Annotated in this window: 16 protein-coding genes; 15 read left to right on the plus strand and 1 reads right to left on the minus strand. The window is 63.8% G+C overall.

What is annotated here, in order from left to right:
- Positions 1–18 precede the first annotated feature (18 nt).
- The 15 genes from QYE47_RS06890 (at position 19) to QYE47_RS06960 (ending at position 19623) form a co-directional block, all read left to right on the plus strand.
- Positions 19–1509: a BcsE family c-di-GMP-binding protein gene (locus QYE47_RS06890; RefSeq protein WP_070383809.1), complete on the plus strand. Its 1491-nt coding sequence runs from the start codon at positions 19–21 to the stop codon at positions 1507–1509.
- Positions 1506–1691, plus strand: a complete 186-nt coding sequence (gene bcsF, locus QYE47_RS06895) for a cellulose biosynthesis protein BcsF (protein WP_010953551.1) — start codon at positions 1506–1508, stop codon at positions 1689–1691. Before QYE47_RS06890 ends, bcsF begins: the two co-directional genes overlap by 4 nt.
- Entirely contained in the window at positions 1684–3297 is a 1614-nt protein-coding gene (bcsG, locus tag QYE47_RS06900) for a cellulose biosynthesis protein BcsG (protein ID WP_070383810.1), read from the plus strand. Before bcsF ends, bcsG begins: the two co-directional genes overlap by 8 nt.
- Positions 3294–3512 carry a cellulose biosynthesis protein BcsR gene (bcsR, locus tag QYE47_RS06905; RefSeq protein ID WP_014591429.1) on the plus strand — a complete coding sequence of 73 codons (219 nt, stop codon included), beginning with the start codon at positions 3294–3296 and terminating at the stop codon, positions 3510–3512. Before bcsG ends, bcsR begins: the two co-directional genes overlap by 4 nt.
- Positions 3509–4216 (plus strand): cellulose biosynthesis protein BcsQ, encoded by a 708-nt coding sequence (gene bcsQ, locus QYE47_RS06910; RefSeq protein WP_019436858.1) that lies wholly within the window; start codon positions 3509–3511, stop codon positions 4214–4216. Before bcsR ends, bcsQ begins: the two co-directional genes overlap by 4 nt.
- Positions 4213–6822 carry a UDP-forming cellulose synthase catalytic subunit gene (bcsA, locus tag QYE47_RS06915; RefSeq protein ID WP_070383811.1) on the plus strand — a complete coding sequence of 870 codons (2610 nt, stop codon included), beginning with the start codon at positions 4213–4215 and terminating at the stop codon, positions 6820–6822. The genes bcsQ and bcsA overlap by 4 nt, the downstream gene beginning before the upstream one ends.
- A complete protein-coding gene (gene bcsB, locus QYE47_RS06920) occupies positions 6819–9107 on the plus strand; it encodes a cellulose biosynthesis cyclic di-GMP-binding regulatory protein BcsB (protein WP_081343601.1) in 2289 nt (762 codons plus the stop codon). Before bcsA ends, bcsB begins: the two co-directional genes overlap by 4 nt.
- The gene (gene bcsZ, locus QYE47_RS06925) at positions 9107–10222 is read left to right on the plus strand and encodes a cellulose synthase complex periplasmic endoglucanase BcsZ (RefSeq protein ID WP_070383813.1); all 1116 of its coding nucleotides are present in this window, start codon (positions 9107–9109) and stop codon (positions 10220–10222) included. The genes bcsB and bcsZ overlap by 1 nt, the downstream gene beginning before the upstream one ends.
- The gene (gene bcsC / locus QYE47_RS06930; RefSeq protein WP_014591423.1) at positions 10210–13728 is read left to right on the plus strand and encodes a cellulose synthase complex outer membrane protein BcsC; all 3519 of its coding nucleotides are present in this window, start codon (positions 10210–10212) and stop codon (positions 13726–13728) included. The genes bcsZ and bcsC overlap by 13 nt, the downstream gene beginning before the upstream one ends.
- A 336-nt stretch (positions 13729–14064) precedes the next feature.
- Positions 14065–14931 carry a 4-hydroxy-tetrahydrodipicolinate synthase gene (dapA, locus tag QYE47_RS06935; protein WP_014591422.1) on the plus strand — a complete coding sequence of 289 codons (867 nt, stop codon included), beginning with the start codon at positions 14065–14067 and terminating at the stop codon, positions 14929–14931.
- Between the two features lie 186 nt (positions 14932–15117).
- Complete coding sequence (locus QYE47_RS06940) at positions 15118–16161, plus strand: aliphatic amidase (protein WP_012052052.1); 1044 nt, start codon at positions 15118–15120, stop codon at positions 16159–16161.
- Between the two features lie 55 nt (positions 16162–16216).
- Positions 16217–17338: an AAA family ATPase gene (locus QYE47_RS06945; protein WP_014591421.1), complete on the plus strand. Its 1122-nt coding sequence runs from the start codon at positions 16217–16219 to the stop codon at positions 17336–17338.
- A 21-nt stretch (positions 17339–17359) separates the two neighbouring features.
- Positions 17360–18517 carry a transporter substrate-binding domain-containing protein gene (locus QYE47_RS06950; RefSeq protein WP_070383814.1) on the plus strand — a complete coding sequence of 386 codons (1158 nt, stop codon included), beginning with the start codon at positions 17360–17362 and terminating at the stop codon, positions 18515–18517.
- On the plus strand, positions 18514–19098 hold the full coding sequence (locus QYE47_RS06955; RefSeq protein ID WP_012052055.1) for an ANTAR domain-containing response regulator: 585 nt from the start codon (positions 18514–18516) through the stop codon (positions 19096–19098). The genes QYE47_RS06950 and QYE47_RS06955 overlap by 4 nt, the downstream gene beginning before the upstream one ends.
- Positions 19099–19110: 12 nt before the next feature.
- Positions 19111–19623, plus strand: a complete 513-nt coding sequence (locus tag QYE47_RS06960; protein ID WP_012052056.1) for an AmiS/UreI family transporter — start codon at positions 19111–19113, stop codon at positions 19621–19623.
- An 81-nt stretch (positions 19624–19704) separates the two neighbouring features.
- Here QYE47_RS06960 and QYE47_RS06965 read toward each other — a convergent pair whose 3' ends face one another.
- Positions 19705–20421 carry a Crp/Fnr family transcriptional regulator gene (locus tag QYE47_RS06965; protein ID WP_070383815.1) on the minus strand — a complete coding sequence of 239 codons (717 nt, stop codon included), beginning with the start codon at positions 20419–20421 and terminating at the stop codon, positions 19705–19707.
- Positions 20422–20428 lie beyond the last annotated feature (7 nt).

The raw sequence follows: 20428 nt of genomic DNA on the forward strand, positions 1-20428 counted from the left end.
AGTGTTTTGACTAATGGAATGCAGTTGTTGGCGATTTCCGGCCTGAGCGTCGAGAGCAGCCAGCTTCATCAACAAGGACTGTACTGGTTAGCCTGTGACGCCGCCGAAGACGCCTCCTTGCTATGCCGCCAGGTAGTCGAAGGCATGCCCGATAATGCCAGGGCAGCCCTGATCGCCGATGCGCAAGCCATGGATGACGTGCTGGGTGCACTCGACGCGACGCGCGGTCCGGCCGAGCTGGCACTGTATGAGGCCAACCCGCAAGCCACCCGTTATCTGGTTGAAGACCTGCCTCGTCTTGATGCCCGTGGGCGTGTGCTGGTGCTGCTGGCACCGGCACACGCCTGGGCGGATACCGAAGTCGAGCACTGGTGCAATGCGCTGCGCCCGGCATTGTTGGCTGAAGCGGCGTTGCTGCTGGTCGTCAGTGGAGGGCAGAGCACTGCCTTGGTCGAGTGCCTGCGCGTTTTCAACCAGTGCCTCGACGGCCTTGGGCAGGTGTACCGCGGCAAAGGTGGGGTACGTTACCTGCAGCATTTCTGGAGCAATCCGCTTGGCAAAGCAGCCACCCGGGACATGGAGCTGACTCGGCTGAGTGCGGGCTTTGCCGTTGCTGCCGCGCCTCAGGCACCCAGCGACACCGGTGGTGACGAGTTGCTGTGCCTGGCCCAGCGCCCGGTACTGGAAGGCGCGCCAGCCTTCTCCGAACACTGGCAGGTCTGCGAAAGCTTTGAGGAACTGGGGGGCAAAGCCAGCCGGGCGGTGTCTGCCACGGTGATCTTTGCCATGGACGGTGGGCAGCGTCTGGATAGCCTGGCGCGCCAACTGCACCACCTGCGGCAGTCGCGTGGCAACGCCTTGAAGCTGGTGGTGCGCGAAATGGCGCCGACCCTGCGTTATCAAGACGAACAGTTGCTGCTGGCTTGTGGTGCCAGCCAGATCGTGCCGTTCGGTGCCAGCTTGTCACGCTTCCTGACCATGGTGGAGAGCATCCAGGGTTACGTCTGGCGTCGACACCTGCCAACCGACTTCGATGCCTTGCTGGCACGCCTGCGGCCGCTGGCCATCTGCGGGTTGGTAGCGCCACGGGCGTTCGCCGATGCTGTGCAGAGCATGTGGCACGGGGTGCGCAACGGCGAAATCGTCCATCAGTTGCTGGTGTTGCGTCCGGCGCCTGGCCTGACCCCGCTGCAGGCTTGCTCGCGTACGGTATTCCGCCGTGATGGCGACATTGCCTGCGTGGTTGGCGAGGTGCTGTTCCTGTTCCTGTTCGCCTGCCGCTCCGAAGGGGTCGAGCAAGCGCTTGACCACATCTTCCAGCTGTCATGGAAAGAGCTGTTCATCAGCCAGGAGGTACTTGCCGGCGTCGACAGCCTGGCCACTCCGGCCTTCCTCGACAGCAACCTACCGCAGCCACCCCGCAGCAACACGGCGGCGCAACTGCCTGCACAGGCATGTTCGGCGCTGGCACCGCGCAAGGTCGGCCTGGCCAAGCGGGGTAGCGCATGAACTTCGTGCAACTGCTGCAGGTGGTCGGCATTACCGCACTCGTCACGCTGGGCCTGGCCTTGTTGCTAGTGCGCCTGTGTTCGGCATTACGTGGCGTGCTGCGCCGTCGCCTTCCCCCCCGTTACCTGAAACCGCTGGGCGTACGCCGCCGCGCTGCACGCCAGGAACCCCAGAATGACTAATACCACCATCACCCTCCCGGTACTGGCCCGCTGGCCTGGACTGGGAGGGTGGAACCTCTATTTTTTTGCAAAGTTTCTGCTGGTCGCGCTGGGCATGCTCGACTTCCAGGCGCTGCCGAACCTGTTGTTCGCTGCATTTCTGCTTGTCCCTTTGCCGGGCAAGTGGCTGCGTATTGCCCGGCAACTGCTGGCGGTGCCAATCGGTATCGCGCTTTTCTACCAGGACACCTGGCTGCCACCCTTCAGCCGCCTGCTGGCGCAGCCGGGGGTGCTGGACTTCTCGTGGGACTATCTGCTCGAGCTGCTGGGCCGCTTCATCAACTGGAACCTGCTGGGGGCGCTGGCAATGTTGCTGGTGGGTTACCTGTACCTACGCCATTGGCTGCGCCTGAGCACCCTGAGCCTGCTGGGGTTGGCATGGCTGTCGGTCGGCGGCTTGCCGTCGCTGGGTGCAGGCCAGGCGCCCAGCGTGGCGGCGCGCACCGCAGCCGAACCTGCGCCTGCCTCTGCAGTAGCCGACAATGCTACGCTCGACAGCTGGCTTGAGCGCTTCTTCGCCAGTGAGCGCGAGCGGGTGACGGCGTTCCCTGCCGTGAATGCCGATGAGCAACCGTTCGACCTGCTGGTAATCAACATCTGCTCGCTGGCCTGGGATGATCTGTCTGCCGTGGGGCTGCGGGACAACCCGCTGTTGTCGCGCATGGACGTGATCTTCGACCAGTTCAACTCGGCGACCTCCTACAGCGGCCCGGCCGCCATCCGTATGCTGCGTGCCAGTTGCGGACAGTCGTCGCACACTGGCCTGTACCAACCGGCTCCGGAGCAGTGCCTGTTGTTCCAGAACCTGGCCCGGCTGGGTTTCCAGAGCAACACCTTGCTCAACCACAGCGGCCGGTTCGACAACTTCATCGGCGACATTACCCAACAGCACATGCCGCAACCGGGCATGCGCAATACCGACTTTCCACGGGCGCTGGTGGGCTTCGACGGCTCGCCGATCGCCAGCGACCTGGATGTGTTGCGCCGTTGGTGGGGGCAACGCAAAGGCACCCCGGACGAGCATGTGTCGCTGTTCTACAACAGCATCAGCCTGCATGACGGCAACCGTATCGTCACTGCCGACGGCGGTACCCGCGTGGCCGACTATGCCACCCGCGCCAATCGCCTGTTTGGCGAGCTTGGCACCTTCCTTGATGAACTGGAGCGCAGTGGCCGGCGGGTGGTGGTGGCCATTGTTCCTGAGCATGGGGCCGCGTTGCATGGTGACCGCATGCAGTTATCTGGCATGCGCGAAATTCCCACACCGTCGATTACCCATGTGCCAGTTGGCCTGAAGTTCATCGGCATGGGCCAGCCTGCCCGACACGCGCCGCTGCGGGTCACGGCAGCCACCAGCTACCTGGCGTTGTCCGAGCTGATCTCGCGTGTGTATGCGGGCCTCGGCCAGCAGCAGGTGCTGGATGTACCCGGCCTGCTGACCGACCTGCCAACCACCGAGCAGGTTGCCGAAACCTCTGGCGCACAGGTGCTGAATTACCAGGGGCGTGCCTACATGCGCCTGCAAGGCCAGCCTGACTGGCAGCCCATCCCCAAGGAGCGCCCATGATCACTGGCAAGTCAGACCCGTCCGACCGTAGCGATGATATTGCCCAGTTGCGCCAGCACCTGGACATGCCAGAGCTGAACTACCAGGACATCTCGATGCTGGTGGGCGTTCAGCAGGCCCTGCAGCGCTGGCCATTGCTGGGTGAAAGCTGCAGGGCCAGTAGCGACGATGCGCTGTACGCGGCTGTCACCCAGCGCGAGAGGATCGCGCCATGACCAGCCTGGCATTGCATGGGGTGCGCGGAGGCCTGGGGCGCAGCGCCTTGCTGGCTGCATTGGGCTACGCGCTACAGGGCGTGGGCGAGCGGGTGCTGCTGATTGACCTGTGTCCAAGCAACTTGCTCGGGTTGCACTTCAACCTGCCGCTGCATACGTCCGAGGGCTGGGCGCTGGCCGAGCGGGAAGGGCGGCCGTTCAGTGATGCCGTGTACGAGGTGCTCGATGGCCTGTTCCTGCTGCCGTACGGCAACCTGCCTGGCGGTGCGCAGCACCGTGTGCCCGATGCGCAGTCATGGCGCGCTCGCCAGGTCGAGCTGGCCGAGCATTTTGACTGGCTGTTGTACGACCTGCCGCAATTGCCGGGCGATACCGCCGGCAATGGCATCGAGACTGATGTGCGGGTATTGGTGGCAGAAGCCGAAATGGCCAGCCACCTGCTGCTCGGGCGACGCCCGCTCGAGCACTTCGACATGCTGCTGGTCAACCGCTATGACCCGGCCAGCCGCTTGCAGAGCGACCTGTTGATGGTGTGGCGTGATCTGTTTCGTGATCGCTTGCCGATCCAGGTGGTCCATCGCGACGAAGCCTTCCTCGAAGCGCTGGCGTACAAGGCTCCCCTGGGTCTTTACGCACCGCAGAGCCTGGCCTGCCGTGATGTGCAAAGCCTGGCGGTGCGCTGTCTGACGAGGCGCCAGCCGTGACCCTGACCCCTCTGTCGGCCTATACCTGGTTCACTGTCCGTGGCGCGCGTCTGCCGGTCGCATGGCTGTTCACCCTCGGCGTGTGGCTGGCCTTCCTGTTTCTGCGCCTGGAGTCACCCGCCTGGCAGGCGCTGCTGGCCGAGCGCCAACGCCTGTACCCGCAGCTGGCGGGCAAGCGCCCAACCCTGGGTGACCCGCTGCGTCTGTTGATCCAGAGCCTGTGGTTGTTGCTGCGGCGCCAACCGCAGGCACGTACAGCAGGGCCTGGCCGCCGCGCGTTGGGCGCTGTGCGCATGCACCTGCGGGCGGCAGGCGGGGTGGCGCGCCACTACCGCGGCCTGCTGATCGATGCATTGCAACAGGTACCCGCGCGCTACCGCGCCAGTGTTTTCAAGCACCAGGCCTCGGCACGCCTGCGCGGCCTGAGCGTGTTTGCCCGGCGGGCGTTCTATAGCGTGCTGACGGTATTCGCCCTCAGCCTCGCCCTGCTGTGCGTGACCGAGCCGTTCGGCTACCTGGCGCAGCTGATGTTCATCTGCCTGCTCCTGGTTATCGCCATGCTGGTGCGACACATGCCGGGGCGTTTCCCGACCCTGATGCTGATCGTGCTGTCGACCATCATCTCGTGCCGCTATCTGTGGTGGCGCTACACCTCGACCCTGAACTGGAACGACACCACCGACTTGGTATTCGGGGTGATCCTGTTGGCGGCAGAAACCTATTCGTGGTTCGTGCTGATCCTGGGTTACATCCAGACCAGCTGGCCATTGCAGCGCAAGCCGGCAAACCTCCCGGCCAACGTCAGGCACTGGCCAACCGTCGATTTGCTGATCCCTACCTACAACGAAGACCTGTCAGTGGTGCGCACCACGGTAATGGCCGCGCTGGGCCTGGACTGGCCACGCGAGTGCCTGCACATCTATATCCTCGATGATGGCCGCCGCGACGCGTTTCGTGCCTTTGCCGACGAAGTCGGGGTAGGGTATATCGTGCGGCCCGACAGCAAGCATGCCAAGGCCGGTAACCTCAATCATGCGCTGGGCGTCACCGACAGCGAGTTGATCGCCATCTTCGACTGCGACCATGTGCCGGTGCGCTCCTTCCTGCAACTGACCGTGGGCTGGTTCCTCAAGGACGCTAAACTGGCGCTGGTGCAGACACCGCACCATTTCTTCTCGCCTGACCCGTTCGAGCGCAACCTCGGCTCGTTCCGCCGCCGCCCCAACGAAGGGGAGCTGTTCTACGGCCTGATCCAGGACGGCAACGATATGTGGAACGCGGCGTTTTTCTGCGGCTCCTGTGCCGTGCTGCGCCGCACTGCGCTGGAAAGCATCGGTGGTTTTGCCGTCGAGACCGTGACCGAAGATGCCCACACCGCCCTGCGCCTGCATCGCCAAGGGTGGACGTCAGCCTACCTGAGCATTCCGCAGGCTGCGGGCCTGGCCACTGAAAGCCTGTCGGCGCACATCGGCCAGCGCATTCGCTGGGCCCGTGGGATGGTGCAGATCTTCCGCACCGACAACCCGCTGTTCGGGCGTGGCCTTAGCCTGTTCCAGCGGGTGTGCTACGCCAACGCGATGCTGCACTTCCTGGCCGGCCTGCCGCGGCTGGTGTTCCTGACGGCGCCACTGGCGTTCCTGTTGCTGCATGCCTACATCATCTACGCACCGGCATTGATGATTCTGCTGTACGTGCTGCCACACATGATCCACGCCAGCCTGACCAACTCGCGGATGCAGGGCAAGTACCGACAAACCTTCTGGGGCGAGGTCTACGAGACCGTACTGGCCTGGTACATCGCCCGTCCGACCACGGTGGCGCTGTTCGCGCCGAAAAAAGGCACGTTCAACGTCACCGCCAAGGGCGGCCTGATGGAGCAGGAACAGTTCGACTGGCGCATCGCCCAACCTTACCTGTGGCTGGCGGCGCTCAACGTGGTGGGTCTGGGCTTTGCGGTGTGGCGCCTGGTCACCGGCCCGACGGCAGAAATCGGCACGGTGATCGTCAGCTCGCTGTGGGTGATCTACAACCTGCTGATTATCGGTGCCGCAGTTGCGGTGGCCGCCGAAGTGCGCCAGGTGCGCCGCGCCCATCGGGTGCCGATGCGCTTGCCGGCGGGGCTGATGCTGGCCAGCGGTCATGCCTACCCCTGCACCCTGGTCGACTACTCCGACGGCGGTATCGGCCTGCAGGTACAGCCCGGTCTGGAGTTGAAACCGGGGGAGCAGGTACGCCTGCTGCTCAACCGCGGCCAACGCGAGTTCGCCTTCCAGGCGTGCGTCACCCGTACCGTCGGGCAACACGTCGGCCTGGTGTTCCGCGACCTCGCCCTGCAGCAGCGTATCGACCTGGTCCACTGCACCTTTGCCCGCGCCGATGCCTGGCTTGGCTGGAACGAGCAGCACGAGGTCGAGCGCCCGCTGCGCAGCCTGATCGATGTGTTGAAGCTGGGCGGCGTCGGTTACGTGCGCCTGGTCGAGCACATGCCGCCATGGCTACGGGCGTGGTTGCGCCCACTGCGTTCGCTGGCGCTGTGGCTGGCCAGCTACTGGCCCCGCACACCGCGGGCAATCCCTTCCATGAACCCTGTTGATCGAGACGCATGATGACTGGTTATCCCGCGCGTACCTGGGGCCTGGCGATGGCGCTGTTTACCGCCTTGTCGCAGAGCGCCGCTGCTGCTTCTGTAGCTCCGCTTGCCGAGCCTGCGGTACCCACACCTACGGTGCCAAACTGGCCGGTTGCGAAAACCTTCGAGCAGCTTGGGCATGCGTCCGACAGCCTGCTGCTGGGCGTACGCAACAGCGAGCATATCGAGTTTGGCCTGCGTCGCGATCGCCTGGCCACCGATGCCAGCTTGCAACTGGACTACACGCCTTCGCCAGCCTTGCTGCCGAACCTGTCGCACCTGCGCGTCTACCTCAACGACGAGCTGATGGGCGTAGTTCCGGTGGAAAAGGAGCAGTTGGGCCAGCGTGTGCGTCGCCAGTTGCCGTTGGACCCGAAACTGCTCGGCGACTTCAACCGGGTACGTCTGGAGTTTGTCGGGCACTATACCGATGTCTGCGAAGACCCGGCCCACAGCGGCCTGTGGCTGAACCTTAACCGCAAGAGCCAGGTGCAGTTGCACGAGCAGGCGCTGGTGCTGGAAAACGACCTGGCGTATTTCCCGTTGCCGTTCTTCGATACCCGCGACACCGGCAAGGTAGTACTGCCGGTGGTGTTCAGCGGCGTGCCGAGCCTGGGCGAGCAGCGTGCGGCGGCAATCCTGGCATCCTACTTCGGCAGCCAGGCCGGTTGGCGCAAGGCCAGCTTCCCTGTGCTGTACAACCGCCTGCCGGCCCGTGGCGATAAACCTGCACCGAGCATCGTGTTTGCCAGCAACGACCGTCGCCCGGCGTTCCTCGCTGATCTGCAGCAGTTCCCGCCGGTCGACGGCCCCGTGCTGCAGATGATCGATCACCCGGACGACCGCTTCAGCAAAGTGCTGCTGGTGCTGGGCCGTAACGACGACGACCTGATCAAGGCCGCCTCGGCGTTGGCGGTTGGCAACAATCTGTTCCGCGGCGCGCGCGTGAAGGTGGAGCAGATGACCGCGCTGCAACCGCGCCAGCCCTACGATGCGCCGAACTGGACGCGCACCGACCGGCCGGTACGCTTTGCCGAGCTGCTGGATTACCCCGAGCAACTGCAAGTCAGCGGCCTGCAACCGCGGCCGGTGACACTGGAACTGAACCTGCCGCCCGACTTGTTCGTCTGGCGCAACCAGGGTATTCCGCTGCGCACCCTGTACCGCTATACGGCGCCAGCGGTGACCGACGAATCGCGCCTGAGCATCAGCGTCAACGATCAGTACATCACCAGCATGCCGCTGGTGGGCAATGACCGGCGCGGCGGTACCCTTGAAGAAATGCGCCTGGCAGTGCTGTCCGGTGACAATACTGCATTGACCGAGAACTCGCTGGTACCGGCGCTGAAGATTGGCGACCGCAACCGCCTGCGCTTCGACTTCAGCTTTGCCAGTACCCTGGGCAGCGCCCAGCGCGATCGCTGCCAGACCTCGCTGCCGGTGGACGTGCGTGCAGCAATCGACGACAACTCCACCATCGACCTTTCCGGTTACCACCATTACATCGCCATGCCCGACCTGCGTGCATTCGCCCGCAGTGGCTTCCCGTTCAGCCGCATGGCCGACCTGTCCGAGACGCTGGTCATCATGCCGGCCAAACCTACGGCGATGCAGGTCGGCACTTTGCTCGACACGGTTGGCGGGTTGGCCGGACAGATCGGTTACCCGGCGCTTGGCCTGCAATTGATCGACGACTGGCAACAGGTCGCAGCGGCAGACGCCGACTTGCTGCTGATCGGCAGCCTGCCCGAGGCCCTGCGCGATGCGCCCGACCTTGGCCTGTTGCTCAGCGCCCAGCGTGACTGGTTACTGCAGGGCCGCAGCGCATCGTTGCCCGGTGGCCAGCGTTTCGATACTGAGCCGGTGGCTGCAAGCAGCCGCGTGGCGGTCAGCGCCCAGGCGCCGATTGCGGCCATCACCGGGCTGAAGTCGCCGTTCCACGAGCAGCGCAGTGTTGTGGCCTTGCTGGCCAACAGCGACAGCGATTACGCATTGCTGCGCGACGTGCTTGGCGATGTGGGCAAGCTCGATGCGTTGGCGGGTTCGGTAACGCTGGTACGCAGCAGTGGCGTGAGCAGCCAGTTCGTCGGCGAGCACTACTTCGTGGGCGCGTTGCCGTGGTGGCTGCTGCTGTGGTTCCACTTGTCCGAGCACCCTGTGTTGCTGGCGGTGATCGCGGCTGTTTGCGTGGTGCTGTTCGCCTTCTTGTTGTGGCGGGCACTGCGCTGGGCAGGCAAGCGCCGCTTGGGTGAGGCGGGGTGATGATGCGTCAGATGCTGGTAGGGCTGGTCGCCTTAGGCCTGCCCGTCTTCGCCAATGCCGGGTCGGTTTGCCCATGGCCTGCCTGGGAGCGGTTCAAGGCCGAGCTGGTGAGTGTGGATGGGCGGGTCATCGACCCGAGTGACGAGCGCCTGATCACCACCTCGGAAGGGCAGAGTTACGCGCTGTTCTTCGCCCTGGTAGGCAACGATCGGCAAACCTTCGCGCAGTTGCTGCGTTGGACCAGCAACAACCTCGCCGAGGGTGACCTGGTCCGGCATCTGCCTGCCTGGCTGTGGGGCCGTGACGGGCAGCAGCAGTGGCAGGTGCTGGACGCCAACAACGCCAGCGATGCCGATCTGTGGATCGCCTACAGCCTGCTGGAAGCAGGGCGGTTGTGGGACCAGCCGGCCTACACGCAACTGGGCCAGCACCTGCTGTGGCGTATCGCCGCGCAGACCGTGCGCAAGCTTCCAGGCCTTGGCGTGATGTTGCTGCCAGGTGACTACGGTTTCGAAGACGCCCAGGGTACCCGCCTGAACCCCAGCTACCTGCCGCTGCAGTTGCTCGACCGCTTCAGCGAGGTGGACCCCTTGTGGGGTGAGCTGGCGGCCAACACGCGGCGTTTGTGGTTGGCATCGTCGCCAAAGGGCTTTGCCCCGGACTGGTTGCTGTGGACGCCGGCCGGAAAACCAGCGGCAGACACGAAACATGGCAATGCCGGTGATTATGACGCCATTCGTGTATACCTGTGGGTTGGCATGTTGGCCGAGGGTGCTGCGCAACGCCGCGAACTGGTGGCCCATTATGCGCCGATGGCGGCATTGACCCAGCGCCAGGGGCTACCTCCTGAGCAGTTGGATGCACGCAGCGGTGAAGCCCGCGGCCATGGCCCGGCGGGTTTCTCTGCGGCCTTGCTGCCATTGCTTGCTGCCTCGCCTGAGTACGTGGCCGGCTTGGCGGCCCAGCGCCAGCGCTTGCGCGAACAGCCGGTCGAGGCCAAGGCGTATTACAGCCAGGTGCTGGCGCTGTTCGGCCAGGGCTTCGACGAGGCCCGTTACCGTTTTGACCCGCACGGCCGCCTGTTGCCGGCCTGGAGCGCGCCATGCAGCGAATGATCGGCGTGTTGATGCTGGCGGCAATAACCTGCCAGGCAGATGCGCAACCCAAGGATGTCGATGAACAGCGCCAATGGCTGCTGGACCAGGTACGCCGTGGCGAAGCGCTGCACCGTGACGACCTGGTACGCGATGCGCTGGGCCGTTTGCAGTTGCTTGAGCCGCGCAACCCGGACGTGTTGCTGGCGGCCTTGAGCCTGGCATTGCGCGAGAAGAACAGCAGTGAAGCCGAGCAGTTGAGTGCGCGGATCAGTGCCGTGGCACCTGGCAGCCTGCAAGCACGTCAGGCCGCACGCCTGCTTGAACTTCAACAACCGGCGCCTGCGCGGCGCCTGCAGCAGGCGCGTCTGCTGGCGGTTACCGGCCGTAATGAAGAGGCGCTGGCGGTGTACGAACAGTTGTTTGCCGGCGAACCACCCAGCCTTGAATTGGCCCTGGACTATTGGCGCGTGCGCGGCAACCTGCCAGGACAACGCCCTGAGGCAATCCGCCAGTTGCAGCGGTTGGATCAGCAGTATCCAGGCAGTGCCGGGCTGCGCCAGACCCTGGCCGGTTGGTTGTTCGCCGAAAAGCGTGACCGCGAGGCCTTGGCCGTGCTCGATCAGCTGGCGCGAGACCCTGGTGCACGGGATGCCGCTGCCCAGCGCGAGTTCGACTACCTGTCCGGGCAAGCCGTGAGTGCCACCAGCGCGGCAGCCTGGCAGGCCTTTCTTCAGCGTTACCCGGCTTCGCCGTTGTTGGCACAGGCCAGCGAGACCTTGCAACAACAGCGCAAGCTGCTGGCCGACCCGGCATGGCAGGCCGGTCAACGGGGTAAGGCATTGCTCGACAAGGGCCGTAATGCCGAAGCTGAAACGCAGCTGCGCCGCGCCCTGCGCCAGTACCCGGGCGATGCCGGCCTGTATGGGGCCTTGGGTTATGCGTTGATGCGCCAGGGCCGCCATGAAGACGCCCATGCGGCGTTCCGCGCGGCGAGCGCCAAGGAGCAGGACACCTACTGGATCAGCCAATGGAAGGACCTGGAGTCGTCCAGCCAGTATTGGGCCCTGCTGAAGAAAGCCGAGCAGGCCCTGGCGGCGAAAGACGTGCGCGGTGCGCGCGCACTTTACCGGCAGGCTCGCCAGCAACGGCCAAAGGATGAATACGCGTTGTTGGGCCTGGCAGATGTCTCGCTGGCCGAAGGCGATGTGGCGGCTGCCGAGCGGCAGTACCTGCAGGTAAGGCGTATGGCGCCGGATAACGAAAGTGCCGTGCGTGGCTTGATGCGCGTTTACCAGGCGCAGTCGCCAGGCAAGGCGCAGGCATACCTGGACAGCCTGCCACCACGGCAGCAGGCGCAGTTCGCCAGCCTGCGACGCAGCCTGGAACTTGCGCGGCTACGCCAGCAAGGGGACGAAGCCCTGCAGCGCGAGGACTGGTCGACGGCCAGCCACGTGCTGGGCCAGGCCGCGGCCCTGGCCCCGGATGAGCCTTGGCTGGTGTATCAGCTGGCCAACAGTCTGCGTCACCAAGGGCGCACTGGCGAGGCCGACGCGGCATTTGCCAGGCTGGTGCAGCACCAGCCACGTGATCCGGCAACGCGCTATGCCCACGGCCTGTTCCTGGAGTCCAGCGACCGTGATGCCTTGGCTCTGGACAGTCTGAGGGCGGTACCTCAGGCGACCTGGAGCGCGGACATGCACGCGCTGGAGCAACGTGTTCAACGGCGTATGACCCTGGCCTCTGCGCAGCAGTTGCAGGCACAAGGCCGCAGTGTCGAGGCGACAGCCTTGCTTGAAGCCGGCCTGGCGCGTGGTGAAGGTAGCCCGGACGACTTGATGCTGTTGGCTGACTGGGCAGCCGCGCGTGGTGAACATGGCAAGGCGCGCAGTTATTACCAGCGTGTGCTGGTCGCGCAGCCTGGGCGTCCTGATGCACGCCTTGGGGTGATGGAAAGCGCCGTGGCCGAAGGCAACCTGCAGCAGGCCCGGCACATGCTGGGCGTGAAGGTGCCAAAATTTGCCGCTGATGACGGCAACGCCCAGCGGCGCCTGGCGGCGGTGTGGACCGCGCTGGGTGAACACGATCAGGCGGCCAGGCTGCTTGACCGGATTGCCGCGCAGCAGACGCGACCCGATCCGTTGTTGCGGCGCGACGCAGCCCGCCTGGTAGCGCAGGATGATCCTCAACGAGCACTGGACCTTTACGCGGCAGCGATGGCCGATGCGCAGTTGCTGGACCGTGCTGCCGTAGCGCCACGGGATGACCGTGCATTGACCCTGGCCAGCCGCGAGCAGGATGGCGACGACTGGCTGGCCCGTAGCCTGCGCAGTGATGTGGACGCCCTGTATCGCCAGCGCAATACCCATGTGACGCTGATGCATGACTACGGCTGGCGCGAGGATGACGGTACGCCCGGCACGTCGGAACTGAGTACCCAGTCGACCTTGTTGCACGTCGACACCCCTTGGCAGGAGGGCACCGCGTTTGCGCGGGTAGAGCGCATTGGCATGGCTGCCGGGTCGTTCGAACCGAACGATCAGGGAAGCTACACCCCCGACTTCGGCAGCTGCCAGTTTGTTGGCAAGAGCGCTGACGGGGAAACACTGCCCGCGTGCACGGGGGGATCGCAGACTGCAAACGGCAGCCTGCTGGCGTTGGGTTGGCAGGGCAGCCGCTGGGCGTTCGACCTGGGCACCACCCAGGGCTATGCAATCAACAACTGGCTGGGCGGCGCAACGCTCAACGGTGACCTCGGGCAGGTTGGCTGGTCGCTGACCGCCTCGCGCCGGCCGATGAGCAATTCATTGCTGTCGTTCGCCGGCGCACGCGACCGCCCGACGGGCGTGCGCTGGGGTGGGGTCACTGCCAATGGCGCCACGCTCGGCCTGAGCTGGGACCAAGGTGGCGACAACGGGGTGTGGGCCAGCCTGGGGCACCATTGGCTGTACGGCGAAAACGTGGCCGACAACCAGCGGACCCGGGCCATGGCCGGCTTTTACCACCGCGTGGTGGAAAAGGCCGACGAGCGTGTACGTGTTGGCGTGACGCTGATGCACTGGCGTCACGACAAGGACCTGGGCGGTTACAGCCTGGGGCAGGGCGGTTACTACAGCCCGCAGCGCTACAGTTCGGTGGGCGTGCCGGTCAGTTATGCCTGGCGCAACTACGACTGGTCGTTGCTGCTGGAAGGTTCCGTCAGCTGGTCTCAGGCCCATAGTGGCAGTAGCCGCTTGTACCCGGACGCACACATCAACCGCAAGGTACTGGCGCACTATGGCGTCGACTCCAACATCGATGCGATGACCGAAGCCAGCGACAGCAGCGGGTTGGGCTACCGCCTGCGCGGTCTGTTCGAACGGCGCCTGAGTGACCAGTGGGTACTGGGCGGCGGCTTCGACTGGCAGCACAGCGATGACTATGCGCCTAGCCATGGCATGCTCTACCTGCGCTACCTGTTCGAACCGTGGCGAGGCAACCTGGCCCTGCCGGTGACACCGCTGGAGCCTTACAGCGAGTGGCGGTGACGGCAATCACTGCGTTGCAAGGGGCGGCCTGCACGGGGCGATGCGGGCCAAGGGTTGACACCAGGTACGCCGCCCCACCATTATCCAGCCATACCTACGCAACGGGCTTGCCAGCATGTCCACATCCAACCACGCCATTTCCGCTTCGGGCTTCATCGCTCAGGCAGACGCGTGCGTTGCCGTTGCCAAGAAATCCAAGAAACAGCCGCTCATCTGACCGAGGCGCGCTGTCTCGTCAGGTGGGCTGACGAGACAGAAGGCGCCAGGTATCCCTGCCACCACTTCCACTCTTTGCCCTGCTGACGCTGACTTTCGGTCAACATCAGGAGTTTTTGCATGTCGAATTTCCGTGGTATCTGGATCGCCCTCGTCACGCCAATGCGCGCCAATGAAATCGACTTCCCAGGCCTGGAAAAGCTGGTGAAGAAGCTGCTCGAAGACGGTGTGGCCGGTTTTGTGGTGTGCGGTACCACGGGTGAGGCAGCGGCGTTGTCCAAGGCCGAGCAACTGGCAGTGCTGGATGCCGTGCTGGCCTGGGTGGAGCCTGGCAGGGTGGTGATGGGCCTGTCAGGTTACAACCTGCGTGAGTTGCTGGCCTTCCAGGCTGAAATCCAGCAGCGTGACATTGGCGGGCTGCTGGTTCCCGCACCTTGCTACATCCGCCCTTCGCAGGCTGGCATCGAAGCCTTCTTCGCCACCGTGGCCGATGCCGCCAGCGTGCCAGTGATCGTCTACGACATTCCCTACCGCACTGGCGTACGCATGGAACGTGAAACCCTGCGCCGTATCGTGCGCCATCCACGCATTGCAGCGGTGAAAGACTGTGGTGGTGACAGCGAGACGACCATGGCCCTGATCGAGGACGGCCACGCCCAGGTGCTGGCCGGTGAAGACCTGCAGATCTTCAATAACCTGTGCCTGGGTGGGGCAGGGGCCATTTCAGCCTCCGCACATGTGCGCGCCGACCTGTACGTACGCATGGTGCAGCAGGTTGACAGCGGCGATTGGGCCGCCGCGCGTGGTACGTTCTACCAGTTGCTGCCCTGGATCAAAGTGGCCTTTGCCGAGCCCAACCCGGCCGTGGTCAAGGCGGCGTTGCAGCTGCAAAGCCTGATTGCAGACGAGCTGCGCGAGCCCATGCAGGCCTGCACGCATACCACCCGAGACAAGCTGCAAAGCGTGCTGTGTTCACTCGGCGCCTGAAGCGGCAACGGTTGATGGCGGGTTGACAAGCCGCCACACCCGGCATATACCGTTGGTTGTCAGGAGCCGCGCATCAATGGCGATGTCGCTGCCTCCACACCGAACCCCAAAGAGCAAATGAGCTCTCTCCGCATGCGGAGAGGGCTTTTTTTCGTCCCTGAAAAATAACAACAAGAGGTGTTCAACATGCGTCATGGTGATATTTCCAGCAGCAATGACACCGTCGGCGTTGCCGTGGTCAACTACAAGATGCCGCGCCTGCATACCCGCGATGAAGTGCTCGAAAACGCCAGGAAGATCGCCGACATCATTGTCGGCATGAAGCAGGGGCTGCCGGGCATGGATCTGGTGATTTTTCCAGAGTACAGCCTGCAGGGCATCATGTATGACCCGGCCGAAATGATGGAAACCGCCGTGGCCATACCCGGCGTGGAAACCGAAGTGTTCGCCCAGGCCTGCCGCAAGGCCAATGTCTGGGGCGTGTTTTCGCTGACCGGCGAGCGCCATGAAGAGCACCCGCGCAAATCCCCCTATAACACGCTGGTGCTGATCGACAACAATGGCGAGATCGTGCAGAAGTACCGCAAGATCATCCCCTGGTGCCCGATCGAGGGCTGGTACCCGGGCGACCAGACCTACGTTGCCGATGGCCCCAAGGGCCTGAAGATCAGCATGATCATCTGCGATGACGGCAACTACCCGGAAATCTGGCGCGATTGTGCCATGAAAGGCGCCGAGCTGATCGTGCGCTGCCAGGGTTACATGTACCCGGCCAAGGACCAGCAGGTGCTGATGGCCAAGGCCATGGCGTGGGCTAACAACTGCTACGTTGCAGTGGCCAACGCCGCGGGCTTCGATGGTGTGTACTCCTACTTCGGTCACTCGGCAATCATCGGTTTCGATGGCCGTACACTCGGCGAGTGCGGTGAAGAGGAGATGGGTATCCAGTACGCCCAGCTGTCGATCTCGCAAATTCGCGATGCGCGGCAGAACGACCAGTCGCAAAACCACCTGTACAAGATCCTGCACCGTGGCTACAGCGGTATGCATTTGTCTGGCGACGGCGACCGCGGCATTGCCGAATGCCCATTCGAGTTCTACCGCACCTGGGTGCTGGATGCCGAGAAGGCCCGCGAGAACGTCGAGGCCCTGACCCGGCGTACCTCGGGGGTGGCGCAGTGCCCGGTCGGCAGCCTTCCGTACGATGCCAAGGAAAAGGAAGCCCGCTGACGGGGTTGCCCGGCGTGCCTGCGGGCACGCTGTTTCACAAAGCGAGGGGAAGACCATGCCGTTCTTGAATGACCTGCTGGAGCAGACGCGTCGCGATGCGTCCTCCAGTGCTGCACTGAGTGCCGAAAACTGCCACACCCGGGCAATCGTCGAGACCCACCTGCGCAGTGAAGACACCCTGCAGTCGCGTTTCCGCTTCGATGTCGCTGCCGTCATGCAGGTAGTACGCAACGAAGTGCTGGGCCAGGACGAAGCCTTGCAGGCCATCGAAGATGTGCTCACGGTGGTGCGTGCGGATATTCTCGACCCGCGCCGCCCGCTGTTCACGGCATTGTTCCTCGGCCCGACCGGGGTCGGCAAGACCGAGGTCGTGCGTGCCCTGGCCCGCGCCCTGCACGGTGATGCCGATGCCTTCTGCCGGGTCGACATGAACACGCTGGCCCAGGAACACTACGCCGCTGCTCTGACCGGCGCACCACCGGGCTATGCTGGCGCCAAGGAAGGCCGCACGCTGTTTGACCAGGCGCTGCTGGACGGGAGCCAAGGGCGCCCAGGGATCGTGCTGTTCGATGAGCTGGAGAAGGCCAGCAAGGAGGTGTCCCAGGCGCTGCTCAATGTGTTCGACAATGGCCTGCTGCGCTTGGCCTCCGGTGAAAAGAGCTTCAATTTCCGTAACACACTGGTGTTCATGACCAGCAACCTGGCGGCAGACGAAATACGCCAGCACCGGCTGGGCCCGCTGGCGCCGCTGCGGCGTCTGCTTGGCCTGCAGGCAGGGCGCCGCGAGCGTTTGCTGGGGTTGGTGCGGCGGCGCCTGGTGAAGCGTTTTTCTGCCGAGTTCGTCAACCGCATCGACAGCACTGTGGTGTTCAATGCCATCGAACAGGAGGTGAGCGAGCGCATCATTGAACTGGAGGTGTCGCGCCTGAACCGGCGTCTTGCCAAGCATCACTGCCGCCTGCAGCTGGATGCGGCGGTGGTTGGCAAGCTGGCCAGCGAAGGCCATGACCTGGAGTTTGGCGCGCGTGCACTCAAGCGCTTTATCCGCCATGAGCTGGAAGTGCCACTGGCCGAGTACCTGCTTGGTAACCGCATCCCATGCCAGGCAGAAGTGACGTGCATGACGGTGGCCGGCCACCTTGAGCGCGGGCGCATCCGTTTTTCGTTGCCGACATGACAGTTGTCACAGGATGGTGTGATGAGTAGACAAGACAGGCAATTGAAGGTGGGCTTGCTGTTCGCCGAAACCGGCGTTACCGCAGCCATTGAACGCTCGCAGCGCTGTGGCGCGCTGCTGGCGGTCGAACAGGTTAACCGCGAGGGGGGCGTACTTGGCGAACCGGTTCTGACCCTGGTCGGTGACCCCGGGGGCGACCCGGACCGTTATCGCAATCTGTGTGACGACTATGTGCGCAACCACGGTGTGCGCCTGATGCTCGGCTGCTACATGTCGCACACCCGCAAAGCCGTGATGCCCGTCATCGAGCGCGCCGATGGCTTGCTGTTCTATCCCACGCCCTATGAGGGCTTCGAGTACTCGCCCAATATCATCTACGGCGGGCCGGCACCTAACCAGAATAGCGCGCCACTGGCGGCATACCTGACACGTCATTACGGCGCCAGGGTCGCCTTCGTCGGTTCCGACTACATCTACCCGCGGGAAAGCAACCATGTCATGCGCCACCTGTACAAGCAGCATGGTGGCGAAGTGGTGGAAGAAGCCTACATGCCCCTGTACCCCTCGGCCGATGACCTGGCCCAGGTGGTCGAGCGGGTGGTGCGTTCTGCCCCTGACGTGGTGTTCTCGACCGTGGTCGGTACGGGGACGGCAAGCTTCTACCAAGCAATGGCGCAGCGCTATGGTAATGGCCCTCGGCCGCCGATCGCCAGCTTGACTACCAGCGAGGCAGAAATTGCCGAAATGGGGGCCGAGGCAGCCCGTGGCAACATCGTCGTGGCACCCTACTTCACCAGCGTCGAGTCACCGCAAAGCAACGCATTCGTCCGTCAGTGCCGTGCGTTCTTTCCGGCCGATGTGCGGATCACTGCCTGGGCCGAGGCGGCGTATTGCCAGATGCGCATGCTGTGCCAGGCGGTAAATGCCACCGGCAGCCTGGAGGTGGAGGTAATCCGCAATCACCTGTACCACGCGAGCATGGATAGCCCCCAGGGCAGGGTGCAGGTGGAGCAGCAGAACAACCACTCGCACCTGTTTTCACGTATCGGCGAGATCGATGCGCGCGGGCAGATCTGCATCAAATGGCAATCGCCTACGACCATCCGCCCTGACCCCTATGTGGTGGTTCACAACCTGGACGACTGGACCGTGAGCATGATGGGAGGCGGCCCCTCATGAGCACGTCGAACATCCTGAACACGTTGCGTGAACTGCACGTGGGCATCGTTTGTCCGCCCAGTGAAATCACTGATGCCCTGGTGTTGCAACTGATGCGTATCGGCTGCTCGGTGAAGCAGTGCTGGCCACCGCCCAAGGCGTTCGACACCCACACCGACCTGGTGTTTTGCGGGGTGTTCGAAGGCCGCCACCATGCCGAGCTGGGCAAGCTGCTGGCGCAGGGCGGCGTACGCCTGACCGCCATCGCCTTGGTGGAGTACGAGAGCCCGACCATTCTTTCGCAAATCCTGGAGCTGGGGTGTCACGGCGTGATGGTACTGCCTCTGGACAACCACAAGGTGCTTCCGGCGTTGGTGTGCGCCAGAAGCAACAGCGAAGCCCAGGCCCGCTTGATGCAGAAGAATGCCCAGTTGCAGGAGCGTCTGGAGCACCAGGCCGACATCAACAAGGCCAAGGTCCTGCTGATGGCGGCCCAGGGCTGGCAGGAGCCTGAAGCTCATGCCTACTTGTCGAAAGAGGCGATGAAACAGCGGCTGTCGATGCTGGAAATGGCAAGAAAAACCCTAAAACAATTCGAATGAGAAGAGGTTGCCATGTTGTACGGACTGGTTCTGCTGTATGTGGGTGCAGTGTTGTTCATCAACAGCATCTGGCTGATGGGGCGTATCACTGACCGCGAAGTGGCGGTGATCAACCTGTTTGTCGGTTTGCTCAGCCTGTTGGTGGCGGTCTACCTGATCTTCGTGGTGGGCTCGGCCGAAGGCATCAAGGCCGGTGCCTTGACCCTCCTGTTCGCCTTTACCTACCTGTGGGTGGCCGCCAACCAGGTGCTGCAGGTTGATGGGCGCGGGCTAGGCTGGTTCTGCCTGTTCGTCAGCGTGACGGCGCTGGTGGTGACAGTCAGTTCCATCCCTGGCGCCGAAGGGCTGTTGAAGGTATGGGATGTGCTGAACTGGGCGGCGTGGACGGTGTTGTGGTTCAGCTTTTTCCTGTTGCTGGCGCTGGCCAGGAAGATCCAGCGTCTGGTGGCGGCAATGACTCTGCTGTGCGCGATCTTCACAGCTTGGGTGCCCGGGTTGCTGATCTTGTGGCAGCAGATGGGCTGACGACCGTGCGCACCCCGGCTGGAAGAGGCCTCCAGCACCTGGGTGTCGTGGTGCACGGCCTGGAACCATGGGTTCGCACTATCAGCCCGGCACGTAGGGCAGCAGCCGCTCGGTCTCTTTCTTCACTACGGCGTAGCATTCACAGCTCAGCAGTTCCAGGCGTGATCTGTCGAGCACCCTGATCTGCCCGCGGTTGTACTCGATCACCCCCAGACGCTGCAGCTTGCCTGCAGCATCGGTCACACCCTCGCGGCGAACGCCCAGCATGTTGGCGATCAGTTCCTGAGTCATGCACAGGCGATCACCCGGCAGGCGGTCAAGCGACAATAACAGCCAGCGGCACAACTGTTGGTCGATGGAGTGATGCCGGTTGCACACCGCGGTTTGCGCCATCTGGGTGATCAATGCCTGGGTGTAGCGCAGCATGAACGTCATCAGCTCGCCATGGCGGTTGAACTCGTCCTTGAGCCTTTGCACGGGCAGGCGATAGGCATGCCCTGCGCTTTGTACGATGGCCCGGCTGGGTGTGCTTTCACCACCCATGAACACGGCAATGCCCACTAGCCCTTCGTTACCTACCACCGAGATTTCGGCCGAGGCGCCGTTTTCCATCACATACAGCAGCGAAACGATGGCATCGGTCGGGAAGTGGACGTGGCGCAGGGTGTCCCCGGACTCGTACAGGGCCTTGCCCAAGGGCAGGTTCACATGCTCCAGGTCCGGCTCCAAACGGCTGAACGTCTCTGACGACAGTGCAGCCAACAAGTGGTTGCTTTGGGGTTTTTGCGTGGGTTGCATGCGTAGG

Origin of the sequence: Pseudomonas sp. 2,4-D (assembly GCF_030418155.1) — a bacterium.
GTDB lineage: Bacteria > Pseudomonadota > Gammaproteobacteria > Pseudomonadales > Pseudomonadaceae > Aquipseudomonas > Aquipseudomonas alloputida.